Genomic DNA, 22,948 nt, shown 5'->3' on the forward strand with positions numbered 1-22,948 from the left:
CACTACGAAGTCCTCGATCCGTCCATGCCCGCCGACACGTCTCGCCCGCACCGGTTCCGCGACACCCTGATCGCCGACCTGAAGGCCACACGCGGGTTCGGCACCACCGTGGAAGACCAGCAGCGCCACGCTGGTGGGCACGCCCACGAGGCCGCGGTCGCGGCCGGGCACGCCCTGGTCCGCTACACCATCGCCGCCGCGACCACCGTCCCGTCGGACTGGGCGGACTGGGGCATCGAGGACGCCGCGGCCGGAATCGAGAACGACGCCGCGGACCGCTTCGGCCTGCTGCGCCTGGAACTCACCCAGGACGCCGCGTTCACCGCGGCATGCCTGCCCGTCGGCTACGGCCTCCCCGGTCTGCCGAACCGGCGGTGGCAACGATGACCCGGCTCAACAGCAGGATGTTCACGCGGCGGCGGCGGAGTGTGCCGGTGTCGCGTAGTACCGGCGAACTGCTGACCGCGTTCACCGACCTCACCACCGAACAGCTCACCATCGCCGCACCGCCGGAGACCGGCGCCCTGGATGAGGGTGTCGCCTGGAACCTCGATCCGCGCCGCGGGCACCGGGAGCTCGGTCGGGGCTGGGCCCCGGTCGATGCCGCCCGACGCCTACCGGTGTTCCGGGCCACCACCGACCAGATCGGCGGCCTGTTCCCGTTGCTGGCAGCGCACGGTGTCCCCGCGGTCGGCGCCCGGATGGGCTACGACGTCGCCACCGGCGGCTCCTTCTACACCCACCCGCCCGAGTGGGTCCTGAGAAAGATCGTCACCAACCCGAACATGATGATCTTCGGTAAGCCCGGGCGGGGGAAATCGTCCACGGTGTGTGCGTTCTGCCTGCGGATGATGCCGTTCGGCTTCAAAACCCTCATCAGTGGTGATCGGAAGGGCGAGTACACGCCGGTGCTGCGCGCACTCGGGATTGAACCGATCGCGCTCGGGCCCGGGTCACCGCGGCGGCTCAACGCCCTGGACCTCGGGCCGCTGCGCACATACTGGCCGGCCTGGAGCACGGAGCGGCAACGCCGCGAACTCGACGTGATCCTCGGGCGCTGGAACCGGCTGCTGCTGTCGCTGGCCGCGGCCCAGGGTCACGTCCCGTCGGTGACCGACGAGTACGTCCTGCACGCGGTCCTGCGGCGTCTGCTCGGCGCCGATGACACCACCGACCAGCTCCGCCCGGTCACGATCCCGCAGGTCACCGGACTGCTCGCCGACCCCGACACCGACTTGTGGGCCGGGACCCGGTTCGTCGACCGCACCGAGTTCACCACGCAGACTCGGGCGGTCACCGACGCCCTGTCGAACCTGGTCACCGGGCCGCTGGCCGGGCTGTTCGACGCCGAGACGAACTTCGACCTCGACTGGGACGCCCCCATCCAATCCATGGACCTGTCCCGCCTCGACCCACTCGGCGACAAAGCCATGAACGTCGCCCTGACCTGCCTCGGGATGTGGTCGTCGATGCTCACCACCCTGCACAACACCGTCGACAACACCGGCACCGGCGGGGCGGGTGGGGCGCCGCGGATCGTGGTCCGCGACGAGGTCTGGCGCCAAATGGGCCTGGGCCTACGCGCAGTCCAGGCCATCAACGCCGACCTACGCCTGTCCCGCAGTGATCGCACCATCCAGTTATTGATCATGCACCAGCCGTCCGACCTCCACGCCGTCGGCGCCGCCGGATCACACGAGGCCGCGATCGCCCGGGACTTCCTCGCCCTGTGCTCGACGAAAATCCTGCTCGGCCAATCCGATGCCATCACCGACGACCTCGCCGACCAGCTCGGCCTGTCCGAGACCGAGCAAGCCGCGATCACCGGATGGGCCATGGCCGCCCAGGGCCGGGCACTGTGGAAACTCGACAACCGGCCTGGCATGAAAATCCAAACCGTCCTGTCCGGCACCGAAAAGTCGATCTTCGACACCGACGCCGGCATGCGCTCAGGACCTCGCGCCGAGGCCCTGACCAGCATCAACGATACCGGCAGCCCGGACATCGACCAGCAGTGCGCCGAGGCCGGCGGCGACCCCACCGGGACCGACGGTGTCAACGACTCGTTGACGAAGGAGTCGTAGTGGGCCGGGGTGTGCTGGTGGCCGGTGGGCTCGGGGTGTCGGTGGTGCTGCTGGTGACCGCTGCGCTCGGCGGGCTCGCCGTGATCGCGGCATTGGGGATCGCCGGGGGCCGCTTCGGCTGCGGACCCGACGGAGGCCTCGGGGGCGGGGCACAGTCCGTGGACGGGGTCGCCTGGAGTGCGGAGCAGACCGAGAACGCGGCCACGATCGTCGCCCGGGTCGTGGAACGACAACTACCCAGAAGAGCGGCGGTGATCGCGCTCTCCACCGTCATCGTCGAATCCCGGCTGGTCAACGTCGCCTACGGCGACCGCGACTCCCTCGGCCTCTACCAGCAACGCCCGTCCCAGGGCTGGGGCCCGCCCGCCCGGGTGCTCAACCCGGTCGCGGCCACCGACTCCTTCCTCGACCGCCTCATCGCGCTGCCCGGATGGCACACCATGGCACCGGGGACGGCGGCGCAGGCGGTGCAGCGCTCGGCGTTCCCGGATCGCTACGCCCCCCAGGAGGGCCCGGCCGCGGCGCTGGTCGAGCAGCTCTGGGTGGGGGCGGACAACCCGGTACCGCTACCACCGGGCACCGACAGCTCAGTCGCCACGAACACGCAGCTCGCTTCCACGGTCTATGCCTGCCCCGATTCCGGCGGCGCCGGACTCCGCACGGGCGGTGCGGGCGTCGTCGATGCGACGACGCTCCCACCGGGCTTCACCGCACCCACCGATCCCGTAGCGCGGACCGCGGTCGGCTACGCCCTGGCCCAGCTCGGGAAACCGTATGTGTGGGGCGGGACCGGCCCGGACGGCTTCGACTGCTCCGGACTCATGCTCGCCGCCTGGGCCTCAGCCGGTGTCGCCCTGCCCGCCGGGACGGTCAGCCAGAAACACGCCGGGACACCGGTCCGCCTCCAGGACATCGCGCCCGGGGACCTGGTGTTCATCCCCGGCTCACTCGGCACGAGTGAGAATCCTCGGCACAACGGCATGTATGTCGGCCACGGCCTGGTCATCAACGCCTACGACACCACCCGAGGCGTCGTCCTACAACCACTCACCGAATGGGAAAGTGACATCACTCACATCCGCCGGGTCCACGCGCCCGCGCCGACCAACGCGCCGGCGCCTGCGGCTGCTGCGGCAGGCACGACGCCATGACCCACACCGTCGTCTGCCCGGTCGCACTCACCGCGAACACGACGACCGACGCGCTCGGTCTGCGATGGGACGACACCGCTGGTGGCTACCGGTGCCCGGCATGCGACCACGAACCGCGAACGGTGATGTTCGGCCCGGCCGAGGCCCTGGTCTGCGGCGACTGCGCGACCTACTGGCTCACGCCCACCGCCGGCGACCACCGCAGCACGGGCCGGGCGGCGTAGGCCCGGTGGAGCGGCACGATCCTGGGATAGGTGGTGCGGGCGATCCTGACCGGACCCCGGCCCGCTACGCTCAGCTCACAGTCCATGACTGCGGCGCCCCAGCACTTTTGGCAAAGAAAAAGGGCGCCGCAGCCACCGATGATCAGCGTTGCCGCTGCTGCTGCTGGTTTAGCTGCTGCTGCTGCTGGTCCCAACTGCAAGGGGCACTCTAACCATGACCCACCGAAGCGTCGAGACCCCCCTCGACCTCGACCTCGACCTCGACCTCGACCAGCTGTACTCGCCGCCGGTGGTGGTTGCCCCGTTTGCGGCGGCTGGCCTGGCCGTTCTCGTCCTGACCGGTGGTGCCCGATGAGCGCGTCGGCGATGATCCGCCCGTCCGGGACCGGCTACAGCGGCGGCTACGCCGGCGCGGAACAGCCCGGGGAGGGTGATGTGTTGCGGGAGGGGCGTCGGTTCCCGTACACGACGGTCGGGGACTGGGTGGCGCTGTCCGGGGTGTCACCGCGGGCGATCCATGCCTATGTGCTGCTCCGGTCGTTTGTGAACACCCAGCGCGGGGATGAGCGGGCCTGGCCGGGGCAGCGGTTGCTCGCCCGCGGGCTCGGGGTGTCCAAGGCCCACACGGTGGGTGCGGCGATCGGCGAGCTCGTCAAGATCGGCGCGGTCGATGTCGAGACCGTCGCGACCGCGACCGGGCGCCGCAACATCTACACCGTCCACGAGGCCCCACCGCCCGGCTACACCGGCCTGGGCAGCACCCAGGAACTCGCCGCGCTCGTCGCCGCCGAAGACGCCGAAGCCACCGCGAAGGCCCTCGCCGCACGCCCCGCCGGCCCCCCGCCACCGGCACCCAAGCCCGCCCGCGCCTGCCCCGCCACGAACCGCGCCGCGACCCGCCCGCAGCGCCGCACCACCGACGCCGTAAGCCACGGCACGACCCGATCCGGTCAAGAACCCGCAGGTCGTAGGGGGTATGCCGCAAAAACGGCAGATCCCCCAAATGGGGGACCCCCAGAGTCGTTAGCATTGGGGGGGTATGCCGATTTTGCGGCATACCCATCTGCCGAAAAACCGGCACAGAACGACCTGAAGTTGAACGACCCGAAGGGGGGGAGGGCGCGAGCGCGCACGAACCGCCCGACCACCGAGGTCGCTGAGCCCGTCCACGCCCCCCACCCCCAGAGCCCTCGACCAGAGCCACACCCCGCCCCCGCTCCGGAGCTGACCGCGCCGCATCCCCCGATCGCGACCCCGTCGGCCAGCACCCCCTCGGCGGCGCTGGTGAGTGAGCTGGGCGCCGTGACTACGGCGCTGGCCCAGGTCGCCGCGCAGCTGGCCACCACCCTGGCCACGCACCCGACCGCAGCCCCGCTCCCGGCCCCGGCCGCGAGCGCGCCGACAGAGCCGACAGAGCCGGCGCCCAGCGCCGCGGTGCTGGAGCCGGACCCGGCCCGGCGCGAGACCTGGCGCTGCGCCCGGCACCTCGCCGCCCCGGACCCCCACGATGGGCCCTGTGGCGGCTGTGGAGCGGTCCGTAAGCGGATGCAGGCCCAGGAGGCCCGGCAGGCCACCGAAGCCGCTCAGAAGCGCTCTGAGGCCGCGCAGCGAGCCCGTAGCGAACGGGACGCCTGTCCCGAATGCGACGAGTACGGCTATGTCCTCGACCCGTACGACCCCGCCGGCGGCTCCTACGACCCACCACTGCGCTGCCACCACGACCGCCCCGCCACCGACCGCATCACCGACGACGAACACCGCCGGGCCACCCAGGCCGCCGCCGCGCAGCCCTACCAGCGCTCGGCCGCCACCCGCGCCCTGATCGAGTCCACCCGCGCCCACCTACTCACCCGCACCAGCACCCCGTCCACGACCGGCCACCGACGACGACTCAACCCAAAAGCATGGCGATAACCAGCACAAACCAGTCCTGAACCCAGCGGGCGGTACCCGCTGCACCGAAGACGGCGCCGTACCGAAAACGGTGCTGCCGCGCCGCTTCCGGTCCTCACCCGCCCCGAGGGGCGGGCTGCGGTCCGGGTCGACTTGCCCACGAGCCGCCGACAGGGCCAAAGCGGGCCAGAGCAGCGACGCCGCAGCACCCGGGACCTGCTCACACACCCACGTCACCTGTCGCGCACAGTGCACACATGAACACACCACGCAACGACCCAGCCGCCCAGAACGATCGGCTGCCCTGGCCGACCTGGATGTCCGGACCCGACCGCACCGCCGCCGAAGCCGCGGCCACCGCCGACACCGTCGTGTTCAACCGCGCCGCCCTGCACGACGCCCTGACCCACGACCACCGTGCCCGTCCTCGGGCCACAGCTCAGCAGAGCGCGAACACGGCCCCAGCGCCCGCGACGTCATCGGCTGCCGCGTCATCCACCGCCCGACCCGACACCGGGCCGTGGCTCACCCTGGTGATCCTCGGCCTGGTCATCGTCGCCGCGATGCTGGTCATCACCGTGACCTGGACCTGACACCCAGCAGGCTCGGTCAGGCCGGGACCATCCGCGGACCCACCCGACCAGAGCCAGCAGGTGCAGCGTCAGGAGCACCAGCGCGCTGTGACGGGAGACCGTGTTCCGCGGGCGGGAGCATGCCGCGGTCCCGCAGCCTGCGCTTGGCCTTCGCCGCCGTGCGGTTCCCGCCGATCATCCGATCGACCTCGGACAGCGACAGGTCCTCACCTCGGGCCCACGCCGCCGCCAACAGCGCTTCGGCCTTCGCCAGCTTCGTCTCCCCCACCGCGCTCACGACGGCCGTGCAGGCCGCCGCGTCGTCGCTGCCGCCCTCGGGGGTGTCCTGACGCCGCGCTGGGCCCGACGTCACCACCGGCAGCGGCGCCGTGTCGCCCTGATCCGCACCAGGCTCCTCCACCGCCCACGCCGACTGCATCGACTGCATCGAGATCGCCGAGGACTCGGAGCGGTCCTCGTGCGCAGCGCCCACAGCCGCGGTCGACACTTGCCCGGCAGGGGCGGCCGTGGCCGTCCAGCGTGCCGCGCCACCAGCGACGCCCGGCCCCACCGTCCGGCTCGCAGCGAGGGCAGCGCGGGTGGGACGCAGCACGATCGCGATCAATTCCAGACTGATCGCGAACGCGACCGGCGGGAACAACGCGACCATCCACGCCGCCACCGACGCCAACACCGATCCATCCCGCACCCATTCACTCTCCGGGACAACAGAGGCGGCGTTCGCCAACAACGTCACGATCATCCCGAACGCGAATGCCGCCCACGGCCCGAACCCGACCCGCTCACCCCGAGTGCGGCGCGACCACACCACCACCAGCGCTGCAGCGAGGAGCCCGTCCACCGACAGCGGCAGCCAATACGCCAACGCCGACCCCGGATTGAACCGGGCGGCGACCTCCTGCAAATGCCAATACGACGCCACCGCCGCGGGAAGACCCACAGAACCCACCACAAGAACCGCGAGAACACGCGGCCACACCGACGCCCACAATGTCTGCCGAGCACGCCCCGACTGCGGGAGGTTTTCCTCCGGGATCAGTTGCTGTTCCCGACCGGCCCACAGCTCACCGGCAGAGCCCACGCCGGGCTCGCCGTTTCCGCTCGTGGGCCTGAGTTCATGAACAGTCATGACCGATCCCGCTCCTCCGCCGCCCGTGTAGTGGCGCACGTGACATTACACGACCCCGCCGACCATGAATGCGCAGTGTCCGCCCGGGGCCGTATGCGACCGGCAAAGACAAGAAGTCCCGGGCCACCGTTCTTCGGTGCTCGCCGGGGGTGCTCGCCGGGGGTGCTCGCCGGGGGTGCTCGCCGGGGGTGCTCGCCGGGGGTGCTCGCCGGGGGTGCTCGCCGGGGGTGCTCGCCGGGGGTGCTCGCCGGGGGTGCTCGCCGGGGGTGCTCGCCGGGGGTGCTCGCCGGGGGTGCTCGCCGGGGGTGCTCGCCGGGGGTGCTCGCCGGGGGTGCTCGCCGGGGGTGCTCGCCGGGGGTGCTCGCCGGGGGTGCTCGCCGGGGGTGCTCGCCGGGGGTGCTCGCCGGGGGTGCTCGCCGGGGGTGCTCGCCGGGGGTGCTCGCCGGGGGTGCTCGCCGGGGGTGCTCGCCGGGGGTGCTCGCCGGGGTGCTCGCCGGGGTGCTCGCCGGGGGTGCTCGCCGGGGGTGCTCGCCGGGGGTGCTCGCCGGGGGTGCTCGCCGGGGTGCTCGCGGGGGGCTCGCCGGGGGTGCTCGCCGGGGGTGCTCGCCGGGGGTGCTCGCCGGGGGTGCTCGCCGGGGTGCTCGCCGGGGGTGCTCGCCCTGTCACGTCATGGACTTGCGGACTGGGCATCGCCGCCCCGATGGGCGGTCTGGAAGCGCCGACCCGGGAAGACGCTGCGGGCGCCTGCGTCACGCTCTGTGCTTGTCCAGCAGCTAGACAAACCACTGGACAAAGACTGGACAAGCAGCTGGACTTCTGCGTCCTACGCGCGTGCGTGCACGCACGCGCGTAGGACGCACGCTAGCACGCCCGGTCCGTTGTCCAGCTGGACAACTGGACAATCACGCACCGTCACGATCCTCACCAGCGTCACCGCTGCTGGACTCGCCGCTGCCCATCTCCCGCGCGAGGCCCTCAACGAACTCGATCGCCTGGTCACCACGCCAGCTGTGACGCTGGTAGGCGCGGAACTGGTCGATGCAGCGCTGCGCGACCGTCTGGTCGCTGTTGGGACCGTCCCCGCTGGCGGTCATGACTAAGTTGTCGCCCCTCCCGTCGGGACTTAAGTAAATTTCAATTCCAGTGTCGCAATCTTCGCCAGCTTCAGACTTGGTGGGCAGTACGGCGAGGTCGACTTGTTGTCGGCGGACGATCGCCGCAATCCAATCCAGCTGATTGAGCATGACCGAGCGACTCCCAATACGTCGCCGTAATGCGCCTTCGAAGATCACTATCTCTAAGCGCGAGTTACTTTTGTGGAGGATTTCTTGACGTGAGATCTGGGTCGACATCTGGGAGTTCACGCTCTGCTTCGATCGCCCTGTGCTCATGCGCGTGAAGCGGTTCATGTAGGAAGGAGTTTGGAGCACTTCGGGGACGAATGCGCTCTGTATTACTAGAACTCCTTCTGCCTCTAGTTCGATGGCGGCGCGATCAGTGCGTCGCGCCCGCCACCCTCTTAGTGCTGGAGTTCTAGAAGGAAGCGGGCTCGATGTGATCGAATCTACGAGAGATAGCACTGATCCGTAATCTTCGAAAGGTGCAGAGGTGGCTTTAAGCCACCTCTGCACCTCTTCTGCGGATAGGCGAGTCTTTCCAGATTCGATTCGGCTGATCCGGGACTGGTCGCAGTTGAGTGCCGCCGCCAACTTGCGCCCAGAGAGGTCGGCCTTAATTCGGTATCGCTGCAGCTGTTCGCCGAGTTGTCGCCTGTCGTTAGTCAAGGTGCACCTCCTGTGGCTGTGTCGACTCGGGCTTGCTGCTCGGGCGGGTAGACGTTGAGGCGTTGTTCGGCCTAGTCGGCTGATGTTAGGGCTGGACTCGTCTCCCCCGGCAAGCGATGCGGTTCAGGTTTCGCGTTGCCTCTTGACAGGGCTGCCGTCGCCGCTCAACACTTGACGCTGTCAGGAATCAACATCGATGTGCGTGCATCGATGAGAGGTGGTCGGGCCCCGACGGGAAGACACCCCGTCGAGACCCTTGCGGGCCACCCCGGAGTGCTAGGAGGTGGCCCACGTGGTCGAGCGTAGTCCTGTCTTTGACGATGATCCGGGACCTACAGTCCCGGTCCCTGTCGGGCTGTCGTCCCATCCGGGGCGGCACTGTCTCGGCGTCGACACGGAGGTGTTCTTCCCGTTCAGCGAGCTGGGTGTGTTGCAGGCCCGGCTGGTGTGTACCGGCTGCCCGGTGCGTGTCGCGTGCCGGGAGTGGGCGACGGCGACGGGCCAGTACGGCATTTGGGGCGGCACCACGCGCGAGGAGCGCACCGCCCAGCGCCATGCAGAGGTGTCTGCGGTGGTCGAGCCGACGCGTCCGGTGGTCGCGGCATGAACACCGTGGTGGAGACGCCGCCGTTTACGGCGGAGGATGTGAAAGCGCGGAGCGCGTTCGCGGCGTTGCGGCGGATCGTGGCCCAGCGGGACATCTTCACGACCGCGTACGGCCGGGCGAGCACGCCCGGCGCCCGCGCAGCAGCCGCGCTGAGCGCTGTCCGCGCGGCGATCCCGGCAATGACCAGCATCCGCACAACGCTGTCCCCGGACATCGAACGCCGGCTGGATCGGATCGCCGACGACCTCGCGGACCTGTTCGTCGAGCTTCACGACGCCCAGGAGGCCGCAGCGCGTAAGGCGGTCCGGGCGAAGGAGCGTCAGGCCGCCCGTGCCGAGCAGCGGCGGGCCGCTGTGCTGGCCGCAGGTGGTGAGCGGCGGTGAAGGTCCGCGGGCGGTGCGTGGTGTGTACGCGGTCATTCGAGATTCCGCCGGGCCGGGCGGCGCAGGTCTGTGGCCGCTGCCGTAAGCGGGAGCAGCTGGGAGGTGGTCGTCGTGCCGCAGCCCGCATCTGACCAGCAGCACACTCAGGAAGCCGACGGCCCGGCGCGGCCGGGCCTGTATGTCGTCGATCCGGACGCGACGACGGCGGCCGGTGAGGAGCAGGCCGACAGCCTGGTGGAGCCGGTGCTGGTGCCGTTGGCGCCGTGGGATCAGCGCATCGCCCAGGTCGTCAGTGACGTGGTGGAGGCGCGGCCGCGGTGGAACGAGGCGCCGCCGTCGTATGCCCAGACCTGGGCGTATTCCCGGTCGGGGGACTGGACCACGTCCAGTAATCCGCTGGTGAGGGCGGCGCACTCGGTACTGACGCTGGCCGCGCTGGCGGTGGTGTTCCCGCTGGATTGGGTGTCGAACGTCATCCGGGACAAGCCGTCCGGGTTCGTGGTCACCGTCGTCGTTGTCGTCCTACTCGCCTGCGCGTTCTGAAAGGACGGTGATCGTTGATGTCGTGGTCGATGTTCATTCCGAGTTCGATGCTCACGCTCGGTGCTCTGGCGCTGGTCCTGGCGGTCGTCTTGGTCTATCTGGATGTGCCTGGTCAGGGTGTGGATTGGGAGAAGGTCGCCGCTGTGTTGGCGGTGGTCGGCGGGTTCGGCGTCGGCGGCGCGTCGGCGGGCTGGTTCGGCGCCCTGTTCACCGCCCTGTCCGGTGGCGCGTTGAGCGGTGCCGGGCAGGCCACCGTCCAGCTGGTCGGTGTGTCCGCGGTGGGTGCGGTCGCCGCTGGTGCAGGTCTGTGGGCGTACTCGCGGTTGCGCGGGTCGGGGATTACGGCGGCGACGCGGACGAAGTCGTTGCTGGTCGTCGGCGCCCTCGCTCTGGTGGGGACCGTCCTGGCCGGTGTGCCGCGGCTGTACAGCGCGGCGGACACCTTCATCGCCGCTCTCGCGGCGTCGCTGACCTGACGGGCGGTTCTAGCTGTGTGTCGATACGACGCTAGAGAAGAAGGAAGGAGCAGGTGGTGGAGGCGTTCTTCCTGGCCTGTGTCGTGGTGGCGTTCTTCGTGACCAAGGGCCGCACCGACACCGCCGCTTACAGCAACGGCAAGGAACCACCGGGTCTGGCGCGGGCCCGGATGCGCCACGCCGCCGGCGGCGGTGCCCGCACCAGCTCGGGGCATCCGACGGGGCGGTGCGCGTTCGGGCTGCTGGTCGCGTCGCGGTGGGCGGACGCCTGCCGGGCCGCGCAGCACCGCGGCGAGCACCGGGCGGCACGTCGGCGGGCCTGGTTCGACGAGACCGCCCCCGGGCGGGATGAACGCTGGCGCGCCACCCAGCAGCGTCGTATGGAGCGGGCGGATCGGGCGCGGGCCCGCTGGGCGCAGGCCCGCGGCCTGCACCCGGCCACCAGCGCCAGCGGTGTCGCGGGCGGTGCCAGCGGTAGCGGCCCCGTCGGCGGGGCCGGGCCGGTGGGCGCCTCGTCCCCGCAGCCGTGGGGCCGCCGACGCCACGCACGGGCGGCGGTCGGCGCGTCGGGAGCCGCCGGCACGACCGCGACCGACGATCCCGGTCTGCCCACCCCGGACAGCGCTGACAGCGCCGATGGCGGCGGCGTGGGCGTGGGTGTCGAGGTGCGTGGTGCTGATCCCGAGCCCGAGCCGGGGACCGGGTCGGCGCCGGCTTCTCCGACCGGTCCGTCCCCGGCGGCAGACCTGCCGCCGGGCACCACCACCAGCACGAACGCAAGCACGAACGCGAGTACGGGCACTTCTTCTTCTGGAGGCGATGGGATGTATGAAGCAGCGGTAGCACGGTTGATCGCGGCGGCGGATGCGTGTGGCGTCTACCAGACGCAGCTGGCGGCGTTCACCGATCGGCTGGCCGGGGACGGCTGGGGCGACCAGGTCACCGGCCCACTGGGCGACTCGCTGTCCGGTTTGAACGCCGCCGAAGGCCTGTACCGCGGGCTGGCCGAGCAGATGCGCGCCCAGGGTGACCGCGGCCGGGACGCCTACGACCAGGCCCCGTACGTGCCCGGCCCGCACGCCGTCCTCTGAATCGGCACCTGACCAGCACAAACGACGATACGGGAAGAGAGATCGTGGAGATGGCTTCACTGGACGCGGACGGCAACTACGAGTACGCCGCAGCCGCGCTGCGGGACGCGGCCTCGGATCTGGAACAGCTCCTCGGCACCCACCGGTCGATCACCGACGAGTTCGAAGGTCATGGCTGGGTCGGTCTGGACGGCCTCGACGGTGTGGGCACGCATGTCGGGGCGGTGATCGACAACCTGTCGCTGGTGGCGGAGCGGATCGGTGTGGGCGGGCAGATCGTGCGTGATGCCCTCACCTCCAATCACATGATCACGCGGGCGTCGAAGGCGTCGCTGGGCCACGGCTGAGCGGCTGGTGGGTTTCGAGTCCCGCCCAGGCATCCCGACCTCCGGTCGGTGTCTGGGCGGGCGCTCTAGCTCCATCAGCACGGTTCTGACCAGCAGAAAAACAGAAAGGGAGGCCGGTCATGACCCGGTCGACGAAGCCCACGCAGACGATCACGCGGAAGACGCGGTTCGAACATGCCGCTCGGCTCGCCGCGCAGCGGGCCGAGGCGCGGGCGCAGGCCCGCCAGGCCGCCCGCGTCCGCGACGGTGGTGTCGACGACACGACGACAGCAGCCGGTGCGGGTGCGGCGGCTGTGTTCTGGTCGCGGGTGGCGAGCGCGGTCGTCCCGGCAGGTGTCGACACGGCCGACGACGCGGCTGGTGGTGATGACCGCGCGGAGAACGCGCGTCGAGTCCTGGTCGCGGATCGGAACCGGCGCAGACGGTGGCCGTGGGTCCCGGCCGCGGTCGGTGGTGCGGCTGGGATGGGCGGGCACTGGCTCGGCTCGGCCGCCGCTGTGGTGGCCGATGTCGGCCCGGCCGTGCTGGCCGGACCGGCGGCGGTGGTGCCGGTTGCCGGTGCGGTGGTGGTCGCGGCTCGTTACCGGTCGGTGTTGAGCCGAGTGGTGCTGGGCCGGTGGTGGCCCGAGCTGGCCGCCGGCGCGGTGGGGGCGTCGTCGTTGGCCTACGGCCTGGCCGTGGCGGGGCCGTCGCCGTTGCTGGGTGCTGCCGCGGTGCTCGGGACGACGGCGGTGGGGGCGCGGTGGTGGCGGGCGCATCCGCTCGGGCCGCGGGTCGCGGCGTTGTCGGCGCCGGTGGTGCCGCCGTCGGCGCCGCGGGACCCCGAACTCGATCCGTTGTGCCGGGCGTGGGCGGAGACCAACGGTTCGAAGGACGGGAAGGTTCCCGGTTCGCGGTTGACCGGCCGCGCCGACGACGCGCACACGACCACGTTCGATGTGGTGCTGCGGCCGGGCGCGCACACCGTGGAGGACCTGGTCACCCATCGAGTGCGGCTGGCCGGTGGGCTCGGTGTCGACGCCGACCGGGTCCTGTTCGCCCCGGGCCGCCGCGGGCAGGGCGCGAACAGGGCGCGGTTGACGATCATTCACACCGATCCGGTCGCCGACACCCGGTTGTTCACCGCGCCTCGCGTCGATGACGGGACCATCCGCGGTGTGGGCCGGTCGATCGACGGCTCGGGCGAGGTGGATGTGCTGATGTGGGATGACGGTGGGACGGTGCCGACGGCGGTTGTCGGGTCGACTGGGGGTGGGAAGTCCGGGGCGACGAACATCCTGACCACCGCAGCGTTGTCGACCGGTGTGTTGAACCTGCTGTATGCCGATCCGAAAGGGAATTCCTCGACCGCCCTGGCCAGCCGGGCGCGGGTCGCGGTCATCGGGAAGCAGAACGTGCTGGCGCTGCCGCGGCTGGTGACTGCGATCCTGGCCGCGCGGGCACAGATCGCCGCCGAGGCCGGCTCCGACCTGATCTTCCCCAGCGAGCAGGTGCCTGGGTGGATGTTCCTTCATGACGAGTACTCGTTTGTCGCGCACGATCCGAAGGTCGCCGCGTTGTGGACCGAGACGGTCAACACCGTGCGGGCGCTGGGGATTTGGCTGGTCGGGCTGAACCAGTCCCAAGGCCAGGCCGCGTGGGGCGGTGATCATGCGCGGTCGGCGTTCGCCTCGCAGGTGGTCGCGTTCCGCACGAACTCGAAATCATCTTCGGATCTGGTGCCCGGCCTGTTGTTCGATCCGGCGGAGTTGCCGCTCAATGATGGGCGGCCGCGGCGTCCGGTGCCGGGGATGGCGGTGCACGCCCATCTGGATGCGCCGGTGCGCTGGGACTGGCTGCCCAGCGATGCGGACGCGGCCCGGATGGTCAGCAAGGGCCTGACGGCGCCGGCGTTGACCGCGTCGGCGGCGTTCGACCGCTACTTCGCCCAGCCGGCGTTGCATCCGCTCGACGAGGCTGCGGTCACCGCGGTGCTCGGGCCGCCCGTGGGCGGGCGGTGGCAGGTCGGTGGCCTGGGCGGCACCCACACTCTCGGCGACGACGACAGTGTCGCTGGTGGAGCCGCCGGTGGGGCCGCCGTCGTCGTCGCGGCCGGTCGGGGGGCCCGGCGAGCACCTTGGGGCAGCCGCGCCAGCCGCGCTAGCCGCGCCAGCGCCGACGGGGAGTCTGCCGCTGCGGTGGAACTGGCGGCGTCGGCGGTGGTGTTGTCCCCGGTGCAGGCTGAGGTCTTGGCCTTGGTCGCGGGCGGGACGGCGACGACCGGGGCGCTGGTCGATGCTGTGACCGCGTCGAAAGCTGCGGTGCATGACGCGCTGGATGCGCTGATCGGCTATGGCCGGATTATTCGTGTGGTGCGGGGTCGTTACCAGGTTGTCGACCTTTCTCGGCGCGAGGAGAACCCGGCGGCGGGGGACTGCCGTTTGAACGATGGGGATGTTGACCTGGAGGGCAGTGTCGATGACGCTCGTCGAGTGTGAGGTGTGCGGTGACGACATTTGTCCTGGGCGGGTCTGCCCGGGTTGTGTGCGGGAGGTCGGGTGAGCCCCGAGAATGGCGTTAGTCGCGGCGTGAAGGTGGTTATCAGTACCGCGTTGTCGCGTGGCCGGGATTTGCGGTATGTCGTTGTCGATGTCGCTACTGGCGAGGTTATCGATGACGCGCAGGGTTACGGCTATAGGTCGGCGCAGAACGCGCATCGAGCGCATGGCTACACGTCGGTTTCGCCGAAGAAAAAGAAGCAGCGGGCCGCGGTGAAGCTGAAGGTCAAGGATTGGTGTGCCGCGCATCCGGCGTTCATGGCTGATGTCGAGAAGATGGCGTTCTATGCGTTGAAGGACGGTGAGTCGCTCACGCGCGCTGATATGGAGCGGCTGCTGACCGATCATGGTGTGGAGTTGCCGTTCAGTGTCGGGGTTTTAATGCGGTATTGGTGAGTTGTTTCTGTGTGCGGTGGTGAGCCGGGGAGAGGGCTGCGGTCCGGGGTTGGGTGCCGCATTTCCTGTGGGGGTTGATTGTTTGTTCTGTCGGTGATTCGGGTTTCGCGGTGGCGCTCGTTATGAAGTGCTATCGGTCGGGCGGTCGGCGAGTCGATCCGGGCCGCGGCCTGCCCTAAGGTGGGTGAGGACGGGAAGCGGATTGGCGGCGTCTTTTCTCGGTGCTGAAACAGTGTTCGTGCTGAAACAGTGTCTTTTCTTGACGGTCGGCGTTTGGTTTCGCGCCGGGGCATGGTCGTTTTTCGGCGTTCTTGGTGCCTGCCCTCCGGGAGTGTTGACGGGTTGGCAGGCGGCCCGGCCGTGGCGGCGGTGCGGGTGTGTCGGATCGCTGATGGGCTTTGATACGGCTTTGAAGCGGCTGGAAGCTCCTGAGAAGCGGCGTTGAGGGTTTTCTGCTGCTGGTCGTGGTCAGTTTGGGCGTGTGGCCTGCTGGTCTAGTGTGTCGGGCTGGGGGGCCGGGGCCCGACACCACCCCCAGCCTGCTTCGCTGACGGCCGGGGTGGTGTCGGGCCCCGGCCCCCCAGCCCGACCGGGTCACGGAGTGACCCCAGTGTTCTAGTACGAAGTTCAATGCCTTTAAAAAAGCAAGGTCAAGGTCAAAGTCAACAGACTGTGGGGGAGGTGGTGGTCGGGTTGGGTTGGGCGTATCTGTTCGTAGGTGGGTTGTTCGCCTCGCTGCGCATCGGCGTAGTCAAATCCTCGGTTTATCGGGGTGGTCGGGTTGGGTGGTGATCTTTTGCGGCGGGTGGGGTTGTTCGCCTCGCTGACGCCTCGGTGGTGTGCGATGTTGTTGGCGGAATATTTTGGATGGGTAGCAGGAAAGGGTGGTTGTGGTGTTGGGTGAAGTCGGTGAGCGGGTGCGTGCGCGGCGTCGGGATGCGGGGTCGGTGGTGTTGACGGCGCGGGATACGGGTTTGTTGGAGATTGCTGCGCATCAGTATGGGTTGCCTCTGGATTTGTTGTCGAGTGTGTTGGGGGTGTCGGCGCAGGCGGCGCATGCGGTGGTGGGTCGTTGGAAGCGTGCGGGGTGGGTGTGTACGGGGAAGGTGGATGCGGGGGCGATGTGGGTGTGGCCGTCGCGGACGTTGGTGCGGGAGTTGTTGGGGTGGGATGTGCCGGGGTGGCGGCCGCGGCAGACGGTGTCGGGGCATGTGCGTGCGGTGGCGGCGGTGCGGTTTCATCGGGTGGGTTTAGATGTGGGGCGGTGGGTGTCGGAGCGGACGTTGCAGCATTTAACGGGGTGGCGTCCGCGTGGTGTGCCGGTGCCGCATATGCCGGATGGGGTTGAGGTTTTCCCGGATGGGCGCCGCGCTCTGGTGGAGGTGGAGTTGTCGCGGAAAACACGGTCACGCTATCTTGAGTCGCCGCCGAAGAATGGGGAGGCGGATATGGTGAAGGGTTTGTTGTCGACGGTGGTGGCCCGGGCCCGGGAGTTGGAGTGTGTCGGTGTGATGTATTGGTGCGCGCCGAATGTGTTGGGGCAGGTTCAGGATGTTGCGGGGGAGTTCCTGGAGCGGGACCGGGCGCGGCGGGCGCGGGCGCGGTCCCCGGAGGCGTTGGCGCCGCAGCTGAAGTGGGCGATCCGGGACATCACCGAGGTTCCGTGTTGGGAGCCGGCGCCGCGGCGGTCGGCGCGGTGAGGACGATGAGGCCGGTGGGCGTGACCCGACCTGCCCCGACCACGAACAGACCGGATGAACCAGCAGCCTCGAGGTCCTCGTCTCCGGCGACAACGCCGTTGACGGGCAGGTCCGGGCCCGGCTCCAGCCCGCTACGGCTACGGCGCCCGCGGCCTGAGCACCGCTCGGGCGGCCTTGTATCGAGGAAGAGCAGCCGTCGAGACGGGCGTGGTGTCGGTCCGTCGTCGGGCATCCGGTGACCTCGTCGGACACACACGACGACCGGTTGAGGCTATCGTCGCTGGTGGCGGGCGCCGGAGTTCCTGTTTCGCGGTCGGAGTAAGCGCGGTCTGGACGGCGCCCGCCCCACGGTCAGGGACCGCTTACCGGCGAGCGGGATTCAGCGTGGGCGGCGGCCAGGTAGACATGGTGGGCGGCCGCTACCGCGCCCAGCACCGCGACCATCGCGGCCACGACCGGCGCGGCGACCAGGGCGAGACCAGCGGTGAGGACACCGACGGCAGTGAGCAGCCCGAAAGCCCGTAGGAACAGAAGTCCACCGATGGCCGGCGCCGACGCGCGCGGCCCCGCCGGCCCCGCCGGCCCCGCCGGGCCCGCCGGTGTCGTCGTGTGTGGAGTTGCTCGCGGTGGCGCTGGTGGTGTGGTGAGTAGTTCGTAGGCGCTGGTCAGGGCGATGAACCGTTCCGGGTCGCCGCCCCGGTCGGGGTGGTGGTGGCGGGCGGCGGCCCGCCACGCGGTCCGTAGCAGCTCAGGTGAGGCGCCGGCGGGGACACCGAGCAGCGCCGCTGCGGCGGCCCGCGCCTGTTCAGGATGGACACTCGGGCTCGGGCTCATCGTGGGTCCTCGTTGCTGGTGTCGTGTGTCCAGTCGTCCCCGGTCCAGTCCGGGGCCTGGCCATCTCCGCCGCCGGTGGCCCGGGCGCCGTTACCGGTCGTGGTGCCGGGTCGGCGGAGGCGCCGGTTGATCGCGGCGGCCTGGCCTGCGGTGAGTCGGCGCCGGGACAGGGCCGGACCGTCGGTGGGTGCGGTCCGCCGTGGCGAGCCGACGATCGCGGGCGCGGCGGTGAGTGGGGCGACGACGCCGTAGATGACCTGGTCGGGTGTGGCGTAGGCGAGGTGGTGGCGGGGGAGTTGGCGGAGCCGGTTCGGATCGAGCAGGTAGGTGTGCTGGCGCCGTATCGTGCCGACACCGGTCATACGGCCACCGTCGAGTTGGTAGCCGACTTCGTCGACCAGCCGCGTCCCGAACCGCTCGGCCAACGCTTCGGCGTTGCTGGTGCGGCCGAGTAGGGCGCCGCCGCCCATCGCGCCCAGCAGCCGGCGGCGTTGGTCTTCGGTGTCGGCGAGGCCTTCATAGGACTGGGCGGACACGATCACCGAGCCGCCCAGCGACCGCAGGCGTTCGACGAGGTTGATGACGTCGCCGGCGGTGTCACCGGAGACCGCGGAGAACTCGTCGATGACGAACAACACCTGACGGCGTTGCCCGTGGTGGGCGACACCGAGTTCGTAAGTCAAGAGTTCGATGAGGACGGCGGTCTTCGTGGCGGCGACGACCTGGTCGGTGGCGCCGGGCACGGAGACGTAGAGGGCGTCGAAGTCCGACAAGGGCTGGCCGGCGTCGAAGTCGCCGCCGATGCTGCGGAACAAATCCGCGAACAGCAACAGGTCGGAGTCCAGCGATGAGGCGCCCGCTCCGACGCCGGTGGTCTTGGTCAACGCGGCGATGGCGCGTTCCTCGACCGGATGCCCCGCCCACGCCGCAGCCAGCCAGGCCGGGTCGAGGCGTTGGAGGAACTCCGCCGAGGATGCGGGTGGTTTCTCGGTCGGTGCGTCGATGATCAGGTGGAGCAGGCCGCGTTGGAGGACGTCGTAGAAGCGGTGATCGGTTTTCGCGAGTTTGTGCAGGGCGGCGCGGAGCTGGGTGGCGGGCATGCGCCACATGTTCAGCCGCGTCTCGAACGGGAACACCCCGATCCGGTCTGGCGACAGTCCCAGCTCTTCCAGGGCGTCGGCCCATTCGTGGGCGTCGGTGTCGGCGTCGGGGCCGCCTTTCGCCGCCAGGAAGATCACCAACGGCCGTGATCCCGCAGCGCCGTGCTGTTGCTGGTTGTAGGCGGTCCAGGTGATTTCGGCCCAGCTGGCTGAGCAGCGCACCAGCATCGTGGTCTTCCCGGCGCCGGTCTCGGCCAGGCAGACGGCGTGAAGGGCGATCGCGGGCATCGGGACCTGTAACCACGGCGCGGCGCGCCGCCGCAGAGTGTCAGTGAGCAGGTCCGGTTGAGCGCGGACAGTGTCATAACAGGGGCCGAGGACAACCGAGCGTGTGCCGGTGCGGTCGGTGTGGGCCAGCGGGATGCGCTCGCGGCGGGGCGCGGCGGGCCGCCGCACCGGCGCGGATGTGTAGCTGGCGGCGGACGTGACGTTCCCCGGCGGCCTGGGCGACACCGGACCGCATCCGCTTGGTGTAGAAGTGCCACCACACCCAGGACGTGATCGCCACCAGAGGGGCGGTCGCCGCGGCGGAGTCGATCCCAGCGGGCAGGTAGTGCCCGTCCCATGCCTGACGCACCGCCGAGGCCGTCAGCTCCAGGCCCCACCAGGGCAGCATGCCGACGATCGGCCCGGCCAGCGCCGCAGCGGCCACGACGACCAGGGCGAGGTTGCGCAGCCGGCGCGGTTCCCAGCCGCGGGCCCACGCCCACAACACCAGCACATGCCCGACCACCGTGGCGGGCACCACGACCGCCGCGACCGCCACGAACACCTGACCCACCGTCACCGAACCGAACAACGGGATATCCGGAAGGTCCGGGGCCCGCGCCGCGAGCACCTTCGCGAGGTCACTCATCGCTACTCGTCGTTCGGGTGCGCTTGAGTTCGGTGAACTCCGGGTGCGCGATCAACGTCGCGACCGCATCGAAGATCGCCGCGCCACGTGCAGTGTCGGGGACGGTGGTGAGAACCGGTCCGAAGATCCCCGTCCCGCCGATCCGCACGATCGGGGTGCCGACGTCGTCGCCGACCCCGTCGAGGGCGGCGTGGTGGCTGGCGATCACCGCTTCGTCCCAGACCTGGTCGTCCGCGGCGCCGTAGAGGGTCATGGCGTCGAGGGCGGCGAGTGTGTCGCGTAGGACGGTGTCGCGGGGACGTTCCCGCAGGTCGTGATAGCGGTGACCGAACTCGTAGAAGTAACGGTGACGGTGCTCGGGCCCGCGGGTCGCGGCGATCGCTTCCGCGACCCGGACCGGGCGCCACGCACTCTCATAACCCCGCGTCAGCTCCAGCGGATCGGCCGGGTCCTGATTGAGGATCGCAAGGGACATCGTCCGGAAGTCCAGGTCGAGAGGGCGGGCGCGGGCGACGTCTCGTAGCCACTGGGACGTGACCCACGCATACGGGCACACCGGATCGATGTAGGCGGTCACGGTGATCCGGTCTTCAGTCGAAAGTTTCATCGGGCGCATCCTGATTTTTTCTAGCCATGTTGTTGTTGAGGGTCGCGGGTCGCGCCAGCGGGCCAGCTAGTCTCCAAAGGTCATCTTTTTCAATTCTTGCGATACCTGGACGAGGAAGTAGACGGCGTCGGCGGCGGCAGTCTCGCTATCATTGTGGCCGTAGAGTAGATCAAGTAGCGCAGGACTCGGCGCCGCCGCGTCTTGCGAGCTGAGTGGCGGCGTGAAGCTGGTGGCGTAGTACACGACTGCCGCGAACTCGCGGGGCGCGGGCGTCGGACCGTACGTTTCGAGGAACTGGTTCAGGACGCCACTTATCCGGAGAAGTCCCTCGATGACTTCAAATAGTCGTTTCTCGTAGTCGCATGAGACTCTGAACTGGCCCTCTGGGCTGTCGGCCTGGTCGAACAGTTTAGCGATATCGCCGTTGTCTGATATGTCGATCTCAACGCCGGGGATGGTGTCGACAAGACGGTTGCGCAGGGTGTCGCTATGGCTGATCGCCCAGCGCCTCTGCCGGTAGTCAATGAGTCGGAGAATCCCGAACACGATGATCGCCAGGGCCGCGCAGAGCTGCCCGACGCTGCTCGCGATGAAGTTGGCGGTATTGATCGCAGAGATAGCGGCGTCAGGCGGCTGAAGCGAATTGTGCGTGATGACAACGAGCCGCGAAACCGATGCTAGCGCAAAGAGCGTGCAACCCAGCCCCAGGAGTGAACACGCCCCAGCGAGAGCTTTGGTGGATTTACGAGCGAGCGCGAACGCGAAACTGGCAATGCTCGCGGTCGTCCAGATGAACCAGGCTCCACCGATGAAGTAGGAGAGGACTATTGTCGGGTACCCGTTACCCGGGTTCATGATGGTGTGCGACCGCAGCTCGACCGGGGTAATGAGCTGTAACAGCAGCATCGTTGCGACAACGACCGCCGCTGCGCGGGGGACCAAGCGAATGAGTCGATCATTCCGGTAGCGCAAACTAGAGAAATAAGCGGCCAGTAATCCCAGACCGAATGTGATCAGCCCGTTGAAGACGATCTTTCCAGCGCCCACCCAGGAGACGCTGTCGATGGCGGCACTCACCTGTGGGAAGCTGAGGATATTGCCTACTGCCACGAACCAGACGCTGATGCCGAGCCATGCGGCCTGCTTCCGGATCACTCGGGGGATATCCGGGCCTGGCCGATAGTAGTCGTAGGTCTTGATAGAAGCCGTGACGACCAGAACGATGATAAGGAAAATTTGGATGAGTCGAGCTATTTCCATCGGGACCCCATCAGGGTGTAGGTGAGGTCCGCGAGAACGGGATCGTCACTGACCTGGAGATAGCTGGGACGGCTCCGTTTGGTCCACGAACTGAGAATGAGACCGCCTGCGTCGGCCTCGGTCTCCATCTCGTTCAGCCGAGCAATTTTCGCTTGCTCAGCCGGACTGGAGTGTGATGGCAGAGCGATCCTGGTCCGACTGCAGATGAACCGGGTTTTTTCCGTGGCGGGATCATTCAGGTGATCCCGCCATATGTGGACGAGTTCGTGGCCAAGGATGTAGTCCTGGTGGCGACAGATAGTGGCACCCTGGACCATGATCTTGTAGCTTTTCTCCGTCGAATCATAGATAACGGCTCCGGTCCCCGACGAAGTCGCCACCGGAATCCGCTGTGTCACGATGGGAACCCCAAGTACCTCAGCCATTCGTTCCTGCAGCGCATCCATGCAAAACGGAATCCTCATGCCAGTCTCGGCGAGCAGTCGAAAGAGGCTGGCATCCAGCGGCTCGCTGGTCCGCTGCTCGATCCCAGTGGCGCCGTCGTGAGTCACGCCCCCCCCCCAGCCATTTTCGACAAATTCTTCCTTTTCCACTGGGGGAGCAGTCGATATCTACCGAGCACGAGGGTTCCTCTCGATCTCTTCCCCCGACTAAAGGTGAATGAACGTCCTAGACTGAGGGCTACTCAGGAGCGGCAGCCGGGCGTGAAGCTGTGTCACCGCCAAGAACCACCTGCGTCAACGCACGATTAAAAGCCGCCTGCTGGGCCGGGCTGAGCTGTGAGGCTTTCGCGGCCACATGCTCGATATGCGCTTCCCGTAACGCGACTTCCAACTCGATCTGGGCTGTTTCCTGCTCGACAGCGGCTGCATCGTTGAAGAAGAACGCCGGGCTCACGCCGAACAGGTCGGCCAGCGATTGGATCACCTTCGCCGACGGATTCGCGGTGGCCCCTGAGCGCATCTCGGAGAAGTATGCGGGAGACATCGCAGCGCCAGTGGCTGTGATGGCGTTCACCGCCGCCTGCGCAGACCAGGCCGACCCGTCCGGCTGGATCGTCTTCGCCTGGAGGTAGCGCAGCTTCTCCGCGAAGCTCGATCCCGCCGTCGGCGGCTCGATCGGCTCCTGCTTCTTCCTGGCCATCCCCGCAACCTTTCCCTCGCCCAACCACCCAGTCGTTCGACAGGGTGAAGTGCTGATGCTATCGTGTTTCCACAGTAGCATATAGTTCGGTATATCGAATACTGAGTGGAGGCGGGGCATGCAGCGACAGTGGCTGGGCGATGACGGAAC

General features: G+C 68.9%; 26 protein-coding genes. 17 read left to right on the forward strand and 9 right to left on the reverse strand.

The window, feature by feature from the left end; genetic code table 11:
• From KPL57_RS58780 to KPL57_RS58810, 7 genes are all read left to right on the forward strand, one after another.
• The coding region (locus KPL57_RS58780; protein ID WP_374203949.1) for an SCO6880 family protein at positions 1–387 on the forward strand (387 nt) is incomplete at its 5' end.
• Positions 384–2,084, forward strand: coding sequence for an ATP-binding protein (locus tag KPL57_RS58785; RefSeq protein WP_226358706.1), 1,701 nt, complete (start codon positions 384–386; stop codon positions 2,082–2,084). The genes KPL57_RS58780 and KPL57_RS58785, both read left to right, overlap by 4 nt.
• Positions 2,084–3,235: a C40 family peptidase gene (locus tag KPL57_RS58790; protein WP_226358707.1), complete on the forward strand. Its 1,152-nt coding sequence runs from the start codon at positions 2,084–2,086 to the stop codon at positions 3,233–3,235. The genes KPL57_RS58785 and KPL57_RS58790 overlap by 1 nt, the downstream gene beginning before the upstream one ends.
• A complete protein-coding gene (locus tag KPL57_RS58795) occupies positions 3,232–3,459 on the forward strand; it encodes a hypothetical protein (RefSeq protein WP_226358708.1) in 228 nt (75 codons plus the stop codon). Before KPL57_RS58790 ends, KPL57_RS58795 begins: the two co-directional genes overlap by 4 nt.
• A 214-nt stretch (positions 3,460–3,673) precedes the next feature.
• Positions 3,674–3,814, forward strand: a complete 141-nt coding sequence (locus tag KPL57_RS58800; RefSeq protein WP_226358709.1) for a hypothetical protein — start codon at positions 3,674–3,676, stop codon at positions 3,812–3,814.
• A 947-nt stretch (positions 3,815–4,761) separates the two neighbouring features.
• Positions 4,762–5,373: a hypothetical protein gene (locus tag KPL57_RS58805; protein ID WP_226358710.1), complete on the forward strand. Its 612-nt coding sequence runs from the start codon at positions 4,762–4,764 to the stop codon at positions 5,371–5,373.
• A 236-nt stretch (positions 5,374–5,609) separates the two neighbouring features.
• The gene (locus KPL57_RS58810; protein WP_226358711.1) at positions 5,610–5,945 is read left to right on the forward strand and encodes a hypothetical protein; all 336 of its coding nucleotides are present in this window, start codon (positions 5,610–5,612) and stop codon (positions 5,943–5,945) included.
• 16 nt (positions 5,946–5,961) lie between these two features.
• Here KPL57_RS58810 and KPL57_RS58815 read toward each other — a convergent pair whose 3' ends face one another.
• Together KPL57_RS58815 and KPL57_RS58820 are read right to left on the reverse strand one after the other, a co-directional pair.
• Positions 5,962–7,074, reverse strand: a complete 1,113-nt coding sequence (locus KPL57_RS58815; protein ID WP_226358712.1) for a DUF2637 domain-containing protein — start codon at positions 7,072–7,074, stop codon at positions 5,962–5,964.
• Positions 7,075–7,976: 902 nt separating this feature from the next.
• Positions 7,977–8,858: a Scr1 family TA system antitoxin-like transcriptional regulator gene (locus KPL57_RS58820; RefSeq protein WP_226358713.1), complete on the reverse strand. Its 882-nt coding sequence runs from the start codon at positions 8,856–8,858 to the stop codon at positions 7,977–7,979.
• Between the two features lie 292 nt (positions 8,859–9,150).
• Here KPL57_RS58820 and KPL57_RS58825 point away from each other — a divergent pair, with 292 nt between their 5' ends.
• The 10 genes from KPL57_RS58825 to KPL57_RS58870 all read left to right on the forward strand — a co-directional run bounded on the left by KPL57_RS58825 (position 9,151) and on the right by KPL57_RS58870 (position 16,938).
• Complete coding sequence (locus KPL57_RS58825) at positions 9,151–9,465, forward strand: WhiB family transcriptional regulator (protein ID WP_226358714.1); 315 nt, start codon at positions 9,151–9,153, stop codon at positions 9,463–9,465.
• Positions 9,462–9,848, forward strand: coding sequence for a hypothetical protein (locus tag KPL57_RS58830; RefSeq protein WP_226358715.1), 387 nt, complete (start codon positions 9,462–9,464; stop codon positions 9,846–9,848). Before KPL57_RS58825 ends, KPL57_RS58830 begins: the two co-directional genes overlap by 4 nt.
• A gap of 102 nt (positions 9,849–9,950) precedes the next feature.
• A complete protein-coding gene (locus KPL57_RS58835) occupies positions 9,951–10,391 on the forward strand; it encodes a hypothetical protein (protein ID WP_226358716.1) in 441 nt (146 codons plus the stop codon).
• A 29-nt stretch (positions 10,392–10,420) separates the two neighbouring features.
• Complete coding sequence (locus KPL57_RS58840; protein ID WP_226358717.1) at positions 10,421–10,867, forward strand: hypothetical protein; 447 nt, start codon at positions 10,421–10,423, stop codon at positions 10,865–10,867.
• Positions 10,868–10,920: 53 nt separating this feature from the next.
• The gene (locus KPL57_RS58845; RefSeq protein WP_226358718.1) at positions 10,921–11,958 is read left to right on the forward strand and encodes a hypothetical protein; all 1,038 of its coding nucleotides are present in this window, start codon (positions 10,921–10,923) and stop codon (positions 11,956–11,958) included.
• A gap of 50 nt (positions 11,959–12,008) precedes the next feature.
• Complete coding sequence (locus KPL57_RS58850; protein WP_226358719.1) at positions 12,009–12,305, forward strand: hypothetical protein; 297 nt, start codon at positions 12,009–12,011, stop codon at positions 12,303–12,305.
• Positions 12,306–12,424: 119 nt separating this feature from the next.
• Entirely contained in the window at positions 12,425–14,782 is a 2,358-nt protein-coding gene (locus KPL57_RS58855) for a hypothetical protein (protein ID WP_226358720.1), read from the forward strand.
• Complete coding sequence (locus KPL57_RS73285; RefSeq protein WP_374203951.1) at positions 14,763–14,846, forward strand: hypothetical protein; 84 nt, start codon at positions 14,763–14,765, stop codon at positions 14,844–14,846. The genes KPL57_RS58855 and KPL57_RS73285 overlap by 20 nt, the downstream gene beginning before the upstream one ends.
• Positions 14,843–15,238, forward strand: coding sequence for a hypothetical protein (locus tag KPL57_RS58865; RefSeq protein ID WP_226358722.1), 396 nt, complete (start codon positions 14,843–14,845; stop codon positions 15,236–15,238). The genes KPL57_RS73285 and KPL57_RS58865 overlap by 4 nt, the downstream gene beginning before the upstream one ends.
• Before the next feature lie 893 nt (positions 15,239–16,131).
• On the forward strand, positions 16,132–16,938 hold the full coding sequence (locus KPL57_RS58870) for a hypothetical protein (RefSeq protein WP_226358723.1): 807 nt from the start codon (positions 16,132–16,134) through the stop codon (positions 16,936–16,938).
• Positions 16,939–17,289: 351 nt separating this feature from the next.
• On the opposite strand, the gene KPL57_RS58875 is transcribed toward KPL57_RS58870, so the two are convergent.
• From KPL57_RS58875 to KPL57_RS58905, 7 genes are all read right to left on the reverse strand, one after another.
• On the reverse strand, positions 17,290–17,772 hold the full coding sequence (locus KPL57_RS58875) for a J domain-containing protein (RefSeq protein ID WP_226358724.1): 483 nt from the start codon (positions 17,770–17,772) through the stop codon (positions 17,290–17,292).
• Positions 17,769–19,160, reverse strand: a complete 1,392-nt coding sequence (locus KPL57_RS58880; RefSeq protein ID WP_226358725.1) for a TraM recognition domain-containing protein — start codon at positions 19,158–19,160, stop codon at positions 17,769–17,771. The genes KPL57_RS58875 and KPL57_RS58880 overlap by 4 nt, the downstream gene beginning before the upstream one ends.
• A gap of 73 nt (positions 19,161–19,233) precedes the next feature.
• Complete coding sequence (locus tag KPL57_RS58885) at positions 19,234–19,788, reverse strand: hypothetical protein (RefSeq protein WP_226358726.1); 555 nt, start codon at positions 19,786–19,788, stop codon at positions 19,234–19,236.
• Positions 19,781–20,395: a disulfide bond formation protein DsbA gene (locus KPL57_RS58890; RefSeq protein WP_226358727.1), complete on the reverse strand. Its 615-nt coding sequence runs from the start codon at positions 20,393–20,395 to the stop codon at positions 19,781–19,783. The genes KPL57_RS58885 and KPL57_RS58890 overlap by 8 nt, the downstream gene beginning before the upstream one ends.
• Positions 20,396–20,461: 66 nt before the next feature.
• Positions 20,462–21,655 (reverse strand): hypothetical protein, encoded by a 1,194-nt coding sequence (locus tag KPL57_RS58895; RefSeq protein ID WP_226358728.1) that lies wholly within the window; start codon positions 21,653–21,655, stop codon positions 20,462–20,464.
• A complete protein-coding gene (locus KPL57_RS58900) occupies positions 21,646–22,248 on the reverse strand; it encodes a hypothetical protein (RefSeq protein WP_226358729.1) in 603 nt (200 codons plus the stop codon). Before KPL57_RS58900 ends, KPL57_RS58895 begins: the two co-directional genes overlap by 10 nt.
• A gap of 88 nt (positions 22,249–22,336) precedes the next feature.
• A complete protein-coding gene (locus KPL57_RS58905) occupies positions 22,337–22,798 on the reverse strand; it encodes a hypothetical protein (RefSeq protein ID WP_226358730.1) in 462 nt (153 codons plus the stop codon).
• Positions 22,799–22,948 lie beyond the last annotated feature (150 nt).

This window comes from Pseudonocardia sp. ICBG601 (genome assembly GCF_020496245.1).

Bases quoted from the DNA above. Each gene is read 5' to 3' on its own strand.
- KPL57_RS73285 (WP_374203951.1), top strand. From the start codon at position 14,763: ATGACGCTCGTCGAGTGTGAGGTGTGCGGTGACGACATTTGTCCTGGG.
- KPL57_RS58815 (WP_226358712.1), bottom strand. From the start codon at position 7,074: ATGACTGTTCATGAACTCAGGCCCACGAGCGGAAACGGCGAGCCCGGC.
- KPL57_RS58855 (WP_226358720.1), top strand. From the start codon at position 12,425: ATGACCCGGTCGACGAAGCCCACGCAGACGATCACGCGGAAGACGCGG.
- KPL57_RS58795 (WP_226358708.1), top strand. From the start codon at position 3,232: ATGACCCACACCGTCGTCTGCCCGGTCGCACTCACCGCGAACACGACG.
- KPL57_RS58890 (WP_226358727.1), bottom strand. From the start codon at position 20,395: ATGAAACTTTCGACTGAAGACCGGATCACCGTGACCGCCTACATCGAT.
- KPL57_RS58885 (WP_226358726.1), bottom strand. From the start codon at position 19,788: ATGAGTGACCTCGCGAAGGTGCTCGCGGCGCGGGCCCCGGACCTTCCG.
- KPL57_RS58905 (WP_226358730.1), bottom strand. From the start codon at position 22,798: ATGGCCAGGAAGAAGCAGGAGCCGATCGAGCCGCCGACGGCGGGATCG.
- KPL57_RS58895 (WP_226358728.1), bottom strand. From the start codon at position 21,655: ATGGAAATAGCTCGACTCATCCAAATTTTCCTTATCATCGTTCTGGTC.
- KPL57_RS58850 (WP_226358719.1), top strand. From the start codon at position 12,009: ATGGCTTCACTGGACGCGGACGGCAACTACGAGTACGCCGCAGCCGCG.
- KPL57_RS58830 (WP_226358715.1), top strand. From the start codon at position 9,462: ATGAACACCGTGGTGGAGACGCCGCCGTTTACGGCGGAGGATGTGAAA.
- KPL57_RS58880 (WP_226358725.1), bottom strand. From the start codon at position 19,160: ATGCCCGCGATCGCCCTTCACGCCGTCTGCCTGGCCGAGACCGGCGCC.
- KPL57_RS58785 (WP_226358706.1), top strand. From the start codon at position 384: ATGACCCGGCTCAACAGCAGGATGTTCACGCGGCGGCGGCGGAGTGTG.
- KPL57_RS58810 (WP_226358711.1), top strand. From the start codon at position 5,610: ATGAACACACCACGCAACGACCCAGCCGCCCAGAACGATCGGCTGCCC.
- KPL57_RS58840 (WP_226358717.1), top strand. From the start codon at position 10,421: ATGTTCATTCCGAGTTCGATGCTCACGCTCGGTGCTCTGGCGCTGGTC.
- KPL57_RS58800 (WP_226358709.1), top strand. From the start codon at position 3,674: ATGACCCACCGAAGCGTCGAGACCCCCCTCGACCTCGACCTCGACCTC.
- KPL57_RS58875 (WP_226358724.1), bottom strand. From the start codon at position 17,772: ATGAGCCCGAGCCCGAGTGTCCATCCTGAACAGGCGCGGGCCGCCGCA.